Here is a 14,590-nt window from a genome sequence, read left to right as displayed (position 1 = left end):
CACAGAGACAGACCTTCCGCTAGACGTCGAGCTGGTCCGCGACCGCGCGCAGGAGACCGGCGATCTTGCCGCCCGCCGCCTTGTCGGGGTAGCGGCCGCGCTCCAGCATCGGGGTGATGTTCTCCAGGAGGGTCGTCAGGTCCTGGACGATCGACGCCAGCTCGTCCGGCTTGCGGCGCTGGGCGGCCGCGACGGACGGGGTCGGTTCGAGGATCGACACGGAGAGCGCCTGGTCGCCGCGCTGGCCGGCGACCACACCGAACTCGACGCGCTGGCCGGGCTTGAGAGCGTCGACCCCGGCCGGGAGCACGGACGAGTGCACGAAGACGTCACTGCCGTCGTCGCGGGAGAGGAAGCCGAAGCCCTTCTCACTGTTGAACCACTTGACCTTGCCAGTCGGCAAAGCACGCACCCCATCTCAACCCGTGTGCCGGAACGAATGCCCTCAGCAGGTCAGGCCGTCCTGTGGTCGTGCTCCCCTGCTGGCTAAAGCCTTCACAGGTGACGTACCCCTCGTCAAGCCTGGTCATCCGGACTGTGTCCGGAAACGGCACCTGCTTCACCCGGACACGTTTCCACCGCACCGGGGAACTACCCTGACGGGGTGAGCACTCCCACTTCCGGCGCAGGCGACCGGCTGGTACGGATCGGCGCCATCGTCTTCTTCGTCGGCGCCCTCTCCACCCTCGCCACCATGGCCCCCCTCTTCCTCGGCACGGACCCCCTGCCGTCCATCGCCTGGTCCCTCTGCATGCTGATGGGCGTCGGCTTCCTGATCGCGGCGGCGGGCGTGATCCGCACGGCCCGCGCGGGGGCGCGCGAACGCTAGCCGCGCGCGGCGTACGCCTCCAGCCAGGCCGGGAAGTCCGTCAGCGAGGCGAGGACCGTGTCCGCGCCCGCCTCGCGGAGTTCGCCGGCGTCGCACGGGCCCGTGGACACGGCCACCGAGAGAGCGTTCGCGGCACGCGCGCCGCGTACGTCGCCGGTGTGGTCGCCCACGTAGATCGTCGCGCCGTGTTCCCGCAGGGCCAGGGCCTTCTGCTCGGCCCAGAGGTCGCCCACGACGACGTCCGGCTCGATGCCGAGGTGGGCGAGGTGCAGCTTGGCGTTCGGCTCGTACTTGGCGGTGACGACCATCGTGCGGCCGCCGAGGGCCCGGATCGCCTCGACCGACTCCCGCGCGCCCGGCATGGCGAGCGCCGGGGTGATCGCGTACGAGGGGTAGATCTCCCGGTACCGGTCCGCGATCGCGGACACCTGGTCGGCCGGGAACCAGTGCGCGATCTCCTGCTCCAGCGGCGGGCCCAGGCGGCTCACCACCAGGTCGACGTCGATCGTGGCGCCGGTCTCGGCGGCGAGCACCAGGAACGCGGCCCTGATGCCGGGGCGCGAGTCGATGAGGGTCATGTCCAGGTCGAAGCCGACCGTCAGGGAAGGGGTTATGGGAGGGGTCATGCCCACCATTGTGGCGTCCCCGGCCCCCGGCCCTCCGCCCCCGGCCCACCGCTCCCGCCCCACCGTCCCCCGCTCCCCCGTTCTCCGCCCGCCTACTTCCGCCGCGCCCGCCAGAGCAGGAACACCGCCGAGGCAACCGCCGCCGTGCGTACCGTCAGCGGCCAGGTGTCTGCCAGGGCGTCCTTCATGCCGTTCTCCGCGATGGGGTCGCCCCAGCGGCCGTCCATGCGGCCCCACAGCCAGACCAGGGCCGACGCCCCGACCACGCCGGGCAGGCCCAGCGCCGCCCACTTCGCCTCCGCGCGCGACAGCTTGCGGGAGCTGTACGCCAGCAGCCAGCCGCCCGCCAGGGCCAGCAGCGAGCCCATCACCGCGCCCACCACGAGCAGCGCCGCCGCCAGCAGCAGCACCGGGTGGCCGAAGCCCCGGCGCGCGGCCACCGGAGCCGCCGCGGCCTCGGGCGCGGGGCGGTTGCGGCGGAGCTTCGGCAGACGGCGGCGCGGCTTCTGCGCGGAAGCCCCTCCCGCGACCGCGCCCCCGTCCCCGGCCTCGTCCGGGTCCGGCCCCTCGTCCCCCTCGTCCGGCTCCTCCGGCTCCGGCTCCTCCTTCGGCGGGCGCAGCAGCTCCGGGATCTCCACGCCGCCCCGGAAGCCCCCCACCTCCGTACCGGGGCCGAACTCACCGAACGCGCCGGGGCCCGTCTCGCCGAAGGGGCCGGGTTCACCGAAGGAGGCCGTCTCGCCGAACGAGCCCGGCTCGACACGCCACCAGTCCGGCCCGCCGCCATCCGGGCCCAATTCGTCCGTGCCCGCCCGGTGCGGGCCGCCCTCGGCGCGCGGTGCGGGGATGTCCGGGGCACCCGGCCCCTCCGGCGCCTCCGGCGCGTTCCGTATGCCCGCGCGCGCCGCCTCCGCGACCAGTTCGTCGGGCGTGCCGAGCGTGCCGATGATGCGCCGTACCTGGCCCGGTGTGTGCGCCGCCTGGGCGCTGCGCTGCCGGTCGATCTCGGCGCGGAGGTCCGCCACGAGCCTCATCCGGTCGCCCGAGGACAGCTGTTGCTGCAGGGCGAGGTCCCCGACCCGGCTCAGATAGTCGTGGACCAGCCGCTCGCTCTCGATCCCCACCCGATGCTTCCCCTCGGTTCCGCACTGCCGGCCTGCACCGACGGTAGCGCCCTCGGGGCTGTCCGGAGCGACTACCGTGGGGCGGATGGGGACGACCACACCACCGCGGACGCTCGCCGAGGCGCTGCGCGCCCGGGACGACGAGTCACTGGCCGGGCTGCTGCGGGCGCGGCCCGATCTCCTCTCCCCCGTGCCGGGCGACATCACCCAGCTCGCAACCCGCGCGGCCACCCGCGCCTCCGTGGTCCGGGCCGTGGAGCATCTGGACCGGTTCGCCCTCCAGACCGCCGAGGCACTGGCCGTGGCCCCCGACCCCGCCCCGTACGGGACGCTGCTCGGACTGCTGACCGGCGACGGGCAGGACGACGGCGAGCAGCGCGACGACGCGGGCGCCGCCATCGCGGCCGCGCTGCCCGGCGCGCTCGGCACGCTGCGCGAACAGGCCCTGGTGTGGGGCGACGACGACCGGCTGCGCCTGGTCCGTACGGCGCGGGAGCTGCTGGCGCCGTCCCCGCAGCACCCCTCCCCCACCGGCCTCGGCCCGACCGTCGCCGAGGCCACCGCGGGCATGTCGCCGGGCCGGCTCCAGGAGATCCTGGCCGCCGCCGGACTGCCCGCCACGCACGACCCGGTGTCCGCGGTGACCGCCCTGACCTCGCTGTTCACCGACCGCGCCCGGATGGGCGAGCTGCTGGACACCGCCCCCATGGAGGCCCTGGCGGTGCTCGACCGGCTGGTGTGGGGGCCGCCGTACGGGGAGGTCACGCCGAACCCGACGCCGCCGGTGCGGTGGCTGCGCGACCGGGGGCTGCTGCTGCCGGTGTCGACCCGGACCGTCGTCCTGCCCCGCGAGGCCGCGCTGCATCTGCGGGCCGGGCGCGCCCACCGGGTGCCCGAGCCCGGGCCGCCGGCCGTGACCGCCGTCGCCGAACGCGATCCACAGGCTGTGGACAGCGCGGCGGCCGGGCAGGCGTTCCTCGCCGTGTCCACCGTCGAGGAGCTGCTGAAGCTGTGGAACGGCGGCGGGCCGCCCGTCCTGCGCGCGGGCGGGCTCAGCGTCCGCGAGCTGCGCAGGACCGCCGCCGCGCTGGACGTCAGCGAACCCCTCGCCGCGTTCTGGGCCGAACTGGCGTACGGCGCCGGACTTTTGGCCTCGGACGGCGAGGCGGACGAGCGGTACGCGCCGACGCCCGCGTCCGACGAATGGCTGGACCTGCCCGCCCAGGAGCGCTGGACCGCCCTCGCCACCGCCTGGCTCGCCGCGACCCGCACGGCCGGTCTGGTCGGCGGCCAGGACGCGAAGGGGCGGGCGCTGTCCGCCCTCGGCCCCGACCTGGACCGCTCCGCCGCGCCCGAGGTGCGCGGGCGGGTCCTGGCCCTCCTCGACGCGCTGCCGGACGGCACCGCGCCCGACCCGGAGTCCGTCCTCGCCCGGCTCCGCTGGGAACGCCCGCTGCGCGGGGCCGCCGCCGGGGACGGCATGGACCTGCGGTCCCGGATCGCCCTGTGGACGCTCAACGACGCGGAAGTCCTCGGCATCACCGGCCGCGGCGCCCTCGCCTCGCACACCCGCGCCCTGCTCACCGCCGGGCCCGCGAAGGCCGCCGCCCTGCTCGCCCCGCTGCTGCCCGAGCCCCTGGACCACGTACTGCTCCAGGCCGACCTGACCGCCGTGGCGCCGGGCCCGCTGGAGCGCCCGCTCGCCGACCTGCTGGGCACCCTCGCGGACGTCGAGTCCAAGGGCGGGGCCACGGTGTACCGCTTCACACCCGGCTCGGTCCGCCGCGCCCTGGACGCCGGGAAGACCGCAGGCGACCTGCACGCCTTCCTGGCCACGCACAGCCGTACGCCGGTGCCGCAGCCGCTCAGCTATCTCATCGACGACGTGGCCCGCCGCCACGGGCGCCTGCGGATCGGGGCCGCTTCCTCGTACGTGCGCTGCGACGACGAGACGGTGCTCGGCGAGATCCTGGCCGACAAGCGGGCCGCCGCGCTGCGGTTGCGGCGGATCGCGCCGACCGTGCTCGCGGCCGCGGCCGACCCCGCGTCGCTCCTGGACGGGCTGCGCGAGATGGGGTACGCGCCCGCCGCGGAGTCCGCCGACGGGGACGTCCTGATCACCCGCGCCGGTGCGCGCCGCACCCCGCCCCGGTCGGCGCCCGCCCCCGTGCCCGAGGGGCCGCCCGTGCCGGACGCCACCCTGCTCGGTGCGGCGGTCCGGGCGATCCGGGCCGGTGACACGGCCGCCACGGTCGCCCACGTCCGGAAGGAGTCCGACGCCCCCGAGGCGCCGCCGGGCGCGCTGCCGCGCACCACCCCGGCGGAGACCCTGGTCACCGTGCAGGCCGCCGCGATGACGGGGTCCGCGGTGTGGATCGGCTACGTCAACGCGGAGGGCGCGGCCAGCCAGCGGGTGATCGCCCCGGTCCGCGTGGAGGGCGGCTTCGTCACGGCGTACGACCACACGGCGGACGAGCTGCGCACGTACCCGCTGCACCGGATCACGGGCGTGGCCGAACTCGCGGAGTAGGGCCTCCCGCCGGAGCCGGGCAGAAGCTCGCCCCGGAACTGTTTCGCCCCGCACCCCGCACGGGCACACTTCGGCGTGTCCGCGACTACGGGGGGAATCCACATGCGACGCACCGACGCCGCCCGGCAACTCGGCGGCTTCGTCCGCGAACACCGCACCGACGGCGGCCGGCGGCTGACGCAGGCCGCCTTACTGACCGTCGTCGGGGCGGTCGGACTGGCCTTCGGGATACCGGTCACGCTCGCCACCGTCGGCTCCACGGACGGCGCTCCGGAACTGGCCGGACTGCTCCTCGGGGTCGGGCTCATCGGGCTCGGGCTCGCCGTCTGGCGGTTCATCCAGGGGTTCCGGACCCGGGAACAGAGCTTCGACGTCCACGAGCGGGGGCTCACCCACCGGATCGCGGGCACCGCGACCCTCGTCCCGTGGGAGGACATCGCGTCCGTCGAGGCGCGCGGCGAGGACGGCCGGCCACTGGCCGAGGCGCGCGGCATGGGCTTCACCTGCGTGTTCCGGCTCCGCGAGGGACGGGCGATCCGGGTGGACACGTTCACGCAGGACGCCATCGGGCTCGCGCGCACGGTGCACGCGGCGGTGCACGAGGGCCGCCTGCCGCGCGGCCGGGGCCACCGCCCGCCGACCGCCTGAGTCCGGGACCCGCGCGGCCCGCCCGCGCGCTCCGGGCCCGCCCCGTCCGGGGTGACCCGGCCCCACGACACAGCGCCCGCCCATGCGGCACACTGGAGGTTTCCCCCGAGCCGAAAGGCCAACGCGCGTGAGCGGACCCCTCATCGTCCAGAGCGACAAAACGCTCCTCCTCGAAGTCGACCACGAGCAGGCCGACGCCTGCCGCCGTGCCATCGCCCCGTTCGCGGAGCTGGAGCGGGCGCCCGAGCACATCCACACCTACCGGCTCACCCCGCTCGGGCTGTGGAACGCCCGCGCCGCGGGGCACGACGCCGAGCAGGTCGTGGACGCGCTCGTGACGTACTCCCGCTACCCCGTACCGCACGCGCTGCTCGTCGACATCGCCGAGACGATGGACCGCTACGGCCGCCTCACCCTCTCCAAGCACCCCGTGCACGGACTCGTCCTCACCACGACGGACCGGCCGGTCCTGGAGGAGATCCTCCGGTCCAAGAAGGTCCAGCCCCTGGTGGGCGCCCGGATCGACCCGGACACCGTCGCCGTGCACCCCTCCGAGCGCGGCCAGGTCAAGCAGACGCTGCTCAAGCTCGGCTGGCCCGCCGAGGACCTCGCGGGGTACGTGGACGGCGAGGCACACCCGATCGAGCTGAACGAGGACGGCTGGGCGCTGCGCCCGTACCAGCAGCAGGCCGTCGACGGGTTCTGGCACGGCGGGTCCGGGGTCGTCGTGCTGCCCTGCGGCGCGGGCAAGACCCTCGTCGGGGCGGGCGCGATGGCGCAGGCCAAGGCGACGACGCTGATCCTCGTGACGAACACCGTCTCCGCCCGCCAGTGGAAGCACGAACTGGTGAAGCGGACCTCGCTGACCGAGGACGAGATCGGCGAGTACAGCGGGACGAAGAAGGAGATCCGCCCGGTCACGATCGCCACGTACCAGGTGCTGACGACGCGCCGGAAGGGCGTCTACCCGCATCTGGAGCTGTTCGACTCCCGCGACTGGGGCCTGGTCGTCTACGACGAGGTGCATCTGCTGCCCGCGCCCGTCTTCAAGTTCACCGCCGACCTCCAGGCACGCCGCCGCCTCGGGCTGACCGCGACGCTGGTCCGCGAGGACGGCCGCGAGTCGGACGTCTTCTCGCTCATCGGCCCCAAGCGGTTCGACGCGCCGTGGAAGGAGATCGAGGCGCAGGGCTACATCGCCCCGGCGGACTGCGTGGAGGTACGGGTCAACCTCACGGACTCGGAGCGGCTGGCGTACGCGACCGCCGAGGCCGAGGAGAAGTACCGGTTCTGCGCGACGACCGCGACGAAGCGGAAGGTCACCGAGGCGCTGGTGCGCCGGCACAAGGGCGAGCAGACGCTGGTCATCGGGCAGTACATCGACCAGCTGGACGAGCTGGGCGCGCATCTGGACGCGCCGGTGATCAAGGGCGAGACGAGCAACGCGCAGCGCGAGAAGCTGTTCGAGGCGTTCCGGCAGGGCGAGCTGAACGTGCTGGTGGTGTCGAAGGTGGCGAACTTCTCCATCGACCTGCCGGAGGCGACGGTCGCCATCCAGGTGTCGGGGACGTTCGGTTCGCGCCAGGAGGAGGCGCAGCGCCTGGGCCGGGTGCTGCGGCCGAAGGCGGACGGGCACGAGGCGCGGTTCTACTCGGTCGTCGCGCGCGACACGATCGACCAGGACTTCGCGGCGCACCGCCAGCGGTTCCTGGCGGAGCAGGGCTACGCGTACCGGATCGTGGACGCGGACGAGCTGCTGTCGGACAGCTGAGGCGGAAAAGCGGGTGAGCGGGGGCGGCGGGCGCGGTCAGCGGCGCCGTACCCCCGCCTCCTCCGCGTATTCGCCGAGGACGACGACGCCGAACGCGGCCTGCGCGAACGCCTTCACGGCGCGCAGGGCGCCGTAGGCGCGGTTGTGGGGGTGACCGGGGGCCTCGGTGGCGCCGGTCCTTCGCGGGTCAAGAGTCACGGTGCTCATATGTCCATGGTGCTCCGGACGGGGCTTCCGGGGCGTCGCCCCGGAGTCGGAAGCGGGCCGCCGCGCGCGTACGCCTCCGGTCGCACGGCCTCGCACGGCATCCCCTACGGGACGTACCCGAACCGGTCGGGGACGCCCCCGCGAAAACGGTTCGCGCCGTACCCCCGCGCCCCGGTACACTCCCCGGTCTGCCCGCCTCCCGAACCGTGGTACCGGCGGCCCGTGACGGGCCGTGCCGGCAGCCGGGGGAGCGCCGCCGACCGGACGGAAACCGGCCGACAACCGTACGTACTCCCGTGCGTACCAGTGATCGATCCCCGAGCGGACCGCGCACGTCGCGGTCCGCCGTCCTGCGTTGAATGCGGAGGCAACACCGTGCCCGCGCACGAATTCGAGAGCGACACCACCAACGACCCCCTCGCCCATGAACGCGCCCATCTCGCGGCATCCCGCGCCGCGCTGCGGGCCATGCGGGAGGACGCCCAGAACCTGGACATCCGCGACGTCACGGCGAACTGGGTGAACGCGGCGGTTCTCCAGGCGCAGATCGACGAGCGGATCAAATCCCTCGCGGACCTCGCGCACACCCCGCTGTTCTTCGGGCGGCTGGACTATCTGCACGTCGTCGGGGCGCAGGAGGCGGAGGGCGCGGAGGGCGAGCGGTTCTACATCGGGCGCCGCCATGTGCACGACGCGCAGGGCGACCCGATGGTCATCGACTGGCGGGCCCCGGTCTCGCAGCCGTTCTACCGGGCGTCGCGCAAGGACCCGCTGGACGTGGGCCGCAGGCGCCGCTTCGGCTACACGGGCGGCGACCTCACCGCGTACGAGGACGAGCACCTCACCGACCCCGGCGAGGCGGACCGGACGAGCAGGCTGCTCCAGGCGGAGATCGAGCGCCCGCGCGTCGGGCCGATGCGGGACATCGTCGCGACGATCCAGCCGGAGCAGGACGAGATCGTCCGCAGCGAGCTGGGCGGCACGGTCTGCGTACAGGGAGGACCCGGCACCGGGAAGACGGCCGTCGGCCTGCACCGGGTGGCGTACCTGCTGTACGCGCACCGCGAGCGGCTCGCCCGCACGGGCACCCTGGTCGTCGGGCCGAACCGCTCCTTCCTGCACTACATCGAGCAGGTGCTGCCGGCCCTCGGTGAGCTGGAGGTGAAGCAGGCGACCGTCGAGGACCTGGTCACCGGGCAGATCGAGGTCCGGGGCACGGACGAGGCGGCGTCGGCCGTGGTGAAGGGCGACGCGCGGATGGCGGAGGTGCTGCGCCGCGCGCTGCGGTCGCATGTGACCCCGCCGACCGAGCCGGTCATGGTGGTGCGCGGCTCGCGGCGCTGGCGGGTTCCGGCGTACGAGATCGAGGAGATGGTCCAGGAGCTGCTGACCCGCGACATGCGGTACGGGGCCGCGCACGAGGCGCTGCCGCAGCGCATCGCGCATGCCGTGCTGGTGCGGATGGAGCAGGCGGGCGAGGCGCCCGACGACCGGGTGCAGAACGCGGTGGCCCGCAACGCGGCGGTCAAGGCGGCCGTGAAGGCGATCTGGCCGGCGGTCGACCCGGCCAAGCTGGTCCTGCGGCTGCTGTCCGACGCTGACTTCCTGGCGGAGCACTCCAAGGGGCTACTCTCCGAGGACGAGCGGAAGGCGATCCTCTGGGCCAAGCCGGCCCGCGGCGTGAAGTCCGCGAAGTGGTCTGCGGCCGACGCGGTGCTGATCGACGAGGCGGCCGACCTGGTCTCCCGTACGCACTCGCTGGGCCATGTCGTCATCGACGAGGCGCAGGACCTCTCCCCCATGCAGTACCGGGCGGTCGGCCGCCGCTGCTCGACCGGTTCGGCGACCGTCCTCGGCGACCTGGCGCAGGGCACGACCCCCTGGTCCACGCAGAGCTGGGAACAGGCGCTGGGCCACCTGGGCAAGGCGGACGCGGTGGTGGAGGAGCTGACGGCCGGCTTCCGTGTGCCGCGCGATGTGATCGCGTACGCCTCCCGGCTGCTGCCGGTGATCTCGCCGGGCCTCACCCCGGTGGAGTCGGTGCGTGAGTCGCCCGGTTCGCTGTCCGTGAGGAAGGTGGACGACCTGGACACCGCCGTCGTCGCGGCGTGCGAGGAGGCGCTGGGCCATGAGGGGTCCACCGGCCTGATCGCGGCCGACGCGCGCGTCCCCGCGCTGGCCGGTGCGCTGACGGCGGCCGGTCACACCTATCTCTCGCCCGGTGAGGAGACGACCGCCGAGACCCGGCTGACCCTGGTCCCGGCCTCACTGGCCAAGGGCCTGGAGTACGACTACGTGGTGCTGGACGAGCCGGCGGCCGTGGTGGACGGGGAGCCGGACGAGCGCACGGGCCTGCGCCGGCTGTACGTGGCGCTGACCCGTGCGGTGTCCGGCCTGACGGTGCTTCACGCTGCGCCGCTGCCGGACGAGTTGACGCGGTAGAGAGGGAGCGGGGGCGGGGGGACCCTCGTCCACCCCCGCCCCCGCCCGGTCATCCGGCGGCGCAGGCCCGCCCGTTGAGCTTCACCGTGCCGGGATCGGCCGCCGGCCCGGTGATGCTGCTGTTGAACCCGAAGTCCACGGAGGCACCGGGGGCGATGGAGCGGTTCCAGGACAGCGGTGCGGCCGTCACCGTCCTGCCGTACTGGTCGATCTCGGCGCTCCAGGTGTGGCTGAGCTTCTGGTCGCCGGGCAGCAGCCAGGTCAGGGACCAGGGGCTGACGGGCTCGGTGCCGGTGTTCTTCACCGTGACCGTGGTGGTCGAACCGGTGCTCCACGGGTGCGAGGAGTACGTGACCTCGCAGGCGCGGTCCGGGCCCGTGCCGTCGCCCGCGTCGTCCAGGTAGGAGGCGATGAAGGCGAGCGGCGCGTTCCAGTTGATGGCGACCTCGTTGGTGGCGTACGAGCCGTTGTCGTCGAGGTAGCACATCGCGGCGGCGCAGCCCGTGAGCTTCTGCGCGGCCTCCGGGTCGCCCGAGGTGGGGGCGGTGAGGTTCGGCCCGCCCGCCAGTGAGCCGGCCGGCGGATGCGGCAGGGACGGGTCGGACTGGTGGGCCCAGAACCGGTGGTGCTGGTTCTGCGAGGACCGCTCGCCGTAGCCGGTGACGTACGACTGGTTGAGCGGGTTGCGCCCGAACAGGTAGTCCGCGCCGCGCAGGACGGCGTCCCGGTAACCGGCCTCGCCGGTCAGGTCGGCGGCCGTGGCCAGCACGATCATGTTGTTGAGGACCTGGCTGTTGGAGCCCCAGGCGTAGTTCAGGCCCTTGGGCACGTACGGCACGCCGTACAGCTGGTCCTCGGTCTGCGCCCGGTACCGGTCGGCGGCCGTCGTGACGACCGCGCGCACGTCGGCGAGCTGGGTCGCCGTCAGGTCGTTGGGCACGGTGGCCAGGGTGAGCACGCCGAGTCCGGCGGTGCCGCCCCACCAGATCCCGCCGTCCGCCGGGAAGGCCGCGTCCACGTCACCGTGCAGCGGCGAGTCGAGCAGCGCCTGCCGGTAGGTGTCCTCGCCGGTGGTGGTGAACAGCTCGGCGGCGGCCCAGTAGAACTCGTCGCGCACGTCGCCGTCCTCGTACGTGCCGCCCCCGACGCCGTCCGCCGGGCTGGCGAGCACGTCCGGGTGCGCCTGCGCGGCGGCCCACGCCGTCTCGGCGGCGGTCTCGCACTTCGCCGCGAACGCCTCGTCGAACGGGGCGTACAGTCGGGCGCACTGGGCGGCCGTCGCGGCGAGGTTCAGGGTCGCCGCGGTGGTCGGCGGGTGCAGTTCGCGCTGCTCCGGGTCGAGTTCGGGGCGCATCGGCAGACCGGTCCAGTTGGCGTCGTGCACCTTGTGGTGGGCCATGCCGGCGAGCGGCTGCCCGGCCGGGACCTGCATGCGCATCAGGAACTCCAGCTCCCAGCGCGCCTCGTCGAGGATGTCGGGGACGTCGTTGCCGTGCTCGGGCACGCGCAGCGCGCCGTCGCCCAGCTCGGCGGACTCGGCGCCGTCCGCGGTCAGGGTCCGCTCGTAGGTGTCCATCAGCTCGGCGACCGCGATGCCGCCGTTGACGACGTACTTGCCGTGGTCCCCGGCGTCGTACCAGCCGCCGCGCACATCGAGCCGGTAGTCGCAGACGCCCGGCTGGCACGGCACGTCCGTGTCGCCCTTGTTGGGCGCCACGCCCAGGTGCCCGGCCGGGCGCGCGTACTCCTCGCCGACCAGGTCCGCGTCGATCGCGATGCCGCTGCGGTTCTGGTAGAAGTACGCGAGCGCGTCGGACCGCAGGCCGTCGTAGAGGTCGCCACGGATCGAGAACGGCTCGCTGACCTGCCCGTCCGCCTCGATCGTGAAGCCGTCGCCGGTGGCGGTGGCGTCGCTGAAGTCGAAGGTGTGCACGTTCTGGCGGGAGGTCGGGTCCTCGCCGCCGGGCACGGTCGTCCCGCTCGCGGCCGTCGAGCCGTCGGCCGCCTTCAGCGTCCACGGCAGCGGGTCGGTCGCGTCGGTGACCAGGGTGCCGGTCTTGGGGCCCTCGGGCAGATAGCCGACCTGGTTGATCCGGACCGGCGAGCCGGTGTCCGGTACGTACACGGGCGGCTCGGCGCCCCCGCGCAGCGACACGTCGTCCACGCAGAAGGTCGTCGCCGCCGCGCCGCCGCCGACCTGGAAGGCGACCTGTGCGGCGTCCCGGTCGGCGGTCGCGGTGAACACATGCGTGAAGGAGGTGTCCTCGGTGCCGATGTGATCCGTCTCGGCCAGATCGGTGGTGTACGGCTCGGTCGCCATCTGCACGTTGGTGTGAATGGACAGCGGTACGGTCGAACTCGCCGTGTACGTCAGGGTGTACGACTCGCCCGCGACGAGCGGGACGTCGTTCTGCCCGATGATCGCGTCCCACGGGTTCACGGTCCCGGCTGGCACCTCCGCGCACAGCCGCCCGTCGACGACGGCGACCGGCGCGTTGGCCGTGGACCACCAGGGCGCCGTACCGGCGGAGAAGTCACCGTTGACGATCTGCTCCGGCGCCGGCTCGTCACCGTCCGCCGCGACGGCACCGGGCGCGGTGAGCACACCGCCGAACAGAGCGGCAAGGGCCAGCACTCCCCCGACGCGGCGTCTGCGCCGTACGGGGGACGGGGGCGAGAAGGCATTCACCGGAAGAGCCTTTCGTCAGGGACGACAGGAAGAGATGGGAGCGCTCCCACAACACACGGGCATGCCGGGGAGGCGCGCCATGGGAGCGTTCCCATCACCGCGCGCCCATTGTGAACGGCGAGACCCCAGTTACGCCAGGGCCATGACAGAACGACGTGCGCGCCGAGGAATGATCTTCGCTGCCGGGGGCGGCCTGCGGCTGCTGGTCGGGCGGATGGGCAATCTCGGCCGGCGGATGCGGGACTGCCGCGACGAGGACCTGCTGAACGTCGCCTCCCCCCTGCGCGGCACCGTGATCCCGATCCCCCTCGACACCGAGGACATGGACCCGCACGACGAAGTCACCGGGCGCCGGGTGCACGATGTCGCCGAGTGGCTCCGAGAGCACGGCGAAGGCGACGGCCGGCCGTTGCTCTGCCGAACCGGGCCGGTCGTCCCGGCCGCGCGAGGTCCTGGGACACCCTTCCGTCCCAGCTGTGATTCACGTCACTGTCGGCGGCTCGGTGCAGCACCCGGCCCCGTTCCGCCGTCATGGGGGCAGTGATCGGGACGGGACGAGGAGAGGAGGTCGGCGGGTGAGGTTTCGCAGGAGCGGTCCGGGCAACGGATTCACGGAGTTCGTCGCACAGCGGTCGGGAGCGTTGTTCCGCACCGCGTATGCGCTGACCGGTGACGTGCACGTGGCCGAGGATCTGGTGCAGGAGGCGCTGGAGCGGGCGTGCCGGCATTGGCGGAAGGTCGAGGTCGCGGACTCGCCGGAGGCGTACGTGCGCAAAGTGCTGGTCAACCTGGCCAACGACCGCTGGCGGCGGCTGTCGCGCCCGGGCGAGCGCCCCGGGCTGTCGGGGGTGCCCGAGACGGCCGACCCCCGGGACCGGTTCGGGCAGGTGGATGTGCGCGCGGAACTGATCGAGGCACTGCTCGGGCTGCCGATGGGCATGCGCAGCGTGGTGGTCCTGTACTACCTGCATGATCTGGACGCCCGGCAGGTCGCCGGCGTCCTGGACATCTCTTCGAGTGCGGTGAGGTCCCAGCTCGCCCGCGGCCTGGCCAAGCTGCGCGATTCCGTATCGGGCGCCCGGGCGCCGCACACCCCGTCGGCCGCTTTCGGAGGTACGAAGTGAGGAACACGTCGTCCGGACCCGCCCCGTTCGAGCCGAGCCTCGAAGCCGAGCTGCGTGCCGCGGTGGCCTCCTTCGCCGACGGGCCGACGGCGCCGGTCGTCGACGCGGCCGCGATCGAACGAGTCGTCAGCCGCAGCCGCACCCGCCGGGCGCTCCTCGGCACCGCTGCGGCGTGCTGCGTGCTGGCGTGCGCCACGGTGGGGTTCTTCGCGCTGAAGCCCGTGCCGCCCGCGCCCGGCGCCTCCCCGTCCCAGTCCTCACCGGCGAACGGGGCGTGCGCCCCGCTCGCCACCGGCACCCCCAGGAGTGGAAGCGCCGATGCGACTCCGGCACAGGAGCAGGAGCAGACCGCGGGAGCGGGCATCGCGCTGCCGGACCTGGCCGGAATGCCGGTCGAACAGGCCGGAAGCCTGCTGCGCGGACTCGGACTGGGCTGCACGATCATGCGGCACACGGACTGGAACGCTCCCGCCGGGCAGGTGATCAGCAGTGACCCCCGGGGCGGCGCAGAACCGGTGGCACCGGGCTCGTCCGTCCTCCTGCTGGTCTCGACGGGCAAACCCGGCAGAACCTGAGCGACCGGGCCCTCGGCGTGCGTCC

Annotated in this window: 13 protein-coding genes; 8 read left to right on the top strand and 5 right to left on the bottom strand. The window is 73.8% G+C overall.

Going from position 1 to position 14,590, the window contains the following annotated elements; translation table 11 throughout:
* Window positions 1–19: 19 nt before the first annotated feature.
* Window positions 20–403: a cold-shock protein gene (locus tag OG710_RS16600; protein ID WP_330240026.1), complete on the bottom strand. Its 384-nt coding sequence runs from the start codon at window positions 401–403 to the stop codon at window positions 20–22.
* A 201-nt stretch (window positions 404–604) separates the two neighbouring features.
* On the opposite strand from OG710_RS16600, the gene OG710_RS16595 reads away from it, so the two are divergent.
* Entirely contained in the window at window positions 605–829 is a 225-nt protein-coding gene (locus OG710_RS16595; RefSeq protein ID WP_330240025.1) for a hypothetical protein, read from the top strand.
* Here the strand turns inward: OG710_RS16595 and OG710_RS16590 are convergent.
* Together OG710_RS16590 and OG710_RS16585 are read right to left on the bottom strand one after the other, a co-directional pair.
* Window positions 826–1,464, bottom strand: coding sequence for an HAD family hydrolase (locus OG710_RS16590; RefSeq protein WP_443064265.1), 639 nt, complete (start codon window positions 1,462–1,464; stop codon window positions 826–828). The genes OG710_RS16595 and OG710_RS16590 overlap by 4 nt on opposite strands.
* Before the next feature lie 83 nt (window positions 1,465–1,547).
* Window positions 1,548–2,579 carry a hypothetical protein gene (locus OG710_RS16585; protein ID WP_330240023.1) on the bottom strand — a complete coding sequence of 344 codons (1,032 nt, stop codon included), beginning with the start codon at window positions 2,577–2,579 and terminating at the stop codon, window positions 1,548–1,550.
* A gap of 85 nt (window positions 2,580–2,664) precedes the next feature.
* Between OG710_RS16585 and OG710_RS16580 the strand changes: the two genes are divergently transcribed.
* The 3 genes from OG710_RS16580 (at window position 2,665) to OG710_RS16570 (ending at window position 7,528) form a co-directional block, all read left to right on the top strand.
* A complete protein-coding gene (locus OG710_RS16580; RefSeq protein ID WP_330240022.1) occupies window positions 2,665–5,109 on the top strand; it encodes a helicase C-terminal domain-containing protein in 2,445 nt (814 codons plus the stop codon).
* Between the two features lie 102 nt (window positions 5,110–5,211).
* Window positions 5,212–5,757, top strand: a complete 546-nt coding sequence (locus tag OG710_RS16575; RefSeq protein ID WP_330240021.1) for a hypothetical protein — start codon at window positions 5,212–5,214, stop codon at window positions 5,755–5,757.
* A 127-nt stretch (window positions 5,758–5,884) separates the two neighbouring features.
* The gene (locus OG710_RS16570; protein ID WP_330240020.1) at window positions 5,885–7,528 is read left to right on the top strand and encodes a DNA repair helicase XPB; all 1,644 of its coding nucleotides are present in this window, start codon (window positions 5,885–5,887) and stop codon (window positions 7,526–7,528) included.
* 36 nt (window positions 7,529–7,564) lie between these two features.
* Here the strand turns inward: OG710_RS16570 and OG710_RS16565 are convergent, their stop codons facing one another.
* Window positions 7,565–7,735 (bottom strand): hypothetical protein, encoded by a 171-nt coding sequence (locus OG710_RS16565; protein WP_330240019.1) that lies wholly within the window; start codon window positions 7,733–7,735, stop codon window positions 7,565–7,567.
* Between the two features lie 375 nt (window positions 7,736–8,110).
* Here OG710_RS16565 and OG710_RS16560 point away from each other — a divergent pair, with 375 nt between their 5' ends.
* Complete coding sequence (locus tag OG710_RS16560; protein WP_330240018.1) at window positions 8,111–10,177, top strand: HelD family protein; 2,067 nt, start codon at window positions 8,111–8,113, stop codon at window positions 10,175–10,177.
* Between the two features lie 49 nt (window positions 10,178–10,226).
* Here OG710_RS16560 and OG710_RS16555 read toward each other — a convergent pair whose 3' ends face one another.
* On the bottom strand, window positions 10,227–12,866 hold the full coding sequence (locus tag OG710_RS16555) for a glycoside hydrolase family 9 protein (protein WP_330240017.1): 2,640 nt from the start codon (window positions 12,864–12,866) through the stop codon (window positions 10,227–10,229).
* A gap of 142 nt (window positions 12,867–13,008) precedes the next feature.
* On the opposite strand from OG710_RS16555, the gene OG710_RS16550 reads away from it, so the two are divergent.
* The 3 genes from OG710_RS16550 to OG710_RS16540 are packed head-to-tail and all read left to right on the top strand — an operon-like array spanning window position 13,009 to window position 14,565.
* The gene (locus OG710_RS16550) at window positions 13,009–13,410 is read left to right on the top strand and encodes a hypothetical protein (protein ID WP_330240016.1); all 402 of its coding nucleotides are present in this window, start codon (window positions 13,009–13,011) and stop codon (window positions 13,408–13,410) included.
* 31 nt (window positions 13,411–13,441) lie between these two features.
* On the top strand, window positions 13,442–13,990 hold the full coding sequence (locus tag OG710_RS16545) for a SigE family RNA polymerase sigma factor (protein WP_330240015.1): 549 nt from the start codon (window positions 13,442–13,444) through the stop codon (window positions 13,988–13,990).
* On the top strand, window positions 13,987–14,565 hold the full coding sequence (locus OG710_RS16540; protein ID WP_330240014.1) for a PASTA domain-containing protein: 579 nt from the start codon (window positions 13,987–13,989) through the stop codon (window positions 14,563–14,565). The genes OG710_RS16545 and OG710_RS16540 overlap by 4 nt, the downstream gene beginning before the upstream one ends.
* Window positions 14,566–14,590: the final 25 nt, after the last annotated feature.

The organism is Streptomyces sp. NBC_00525, assembly GCF_036346595.1.
GTDB lineage: Bacteria > Actinomycetota > Actinomycetes > Streptomycetales > Streptomycetaceae > Streptomyces.
This window is presented reverse-complemented; position numbering and strand designations above follow the sequence as displayed.

What these genes read in the sequence shown, in the direction of transcription:
- OG710_RS16590 (WP_443064265.1), bottom strand. Translation starts at nt 1,464, where the DNA reads ATGGTGGGCATGACCCCTCCCATAACCCCTTCCCTGACGGTCGGCTTC.
- OG710_RS16580 (WP_330240022.1), top strand. Translation starts at nt 2,665, where the DNA reads ATGGGGACGACCACACCACCGCGGACGCTCGCCGAGGCGCTGCGCGCC.
- OG710_RS16575 (WP_330240021.1), top strand. Translation starts at nt 5,212, where the DNA reads ATGCGACGCACCGACGCCGCCCGGCAACTCGGCGGCTTCGTCCGCGAA.
- OG710_RS16565 (WP_330240019.1), bottom strand. Translation starts at nt 7,735, where the DNA reads ATGAGCACCGTGACTCTTGACCCGCGAAGGACCGGCGCCACCGAGGCC.
- OG710_RS16550 (WP_330240016.1), top strand. Translation starts at nt 13,009, where the DNA reads ATGACAGAACGACGTGCGCGCCGAGGAATGATCTTCGCTGCCGGGGGC.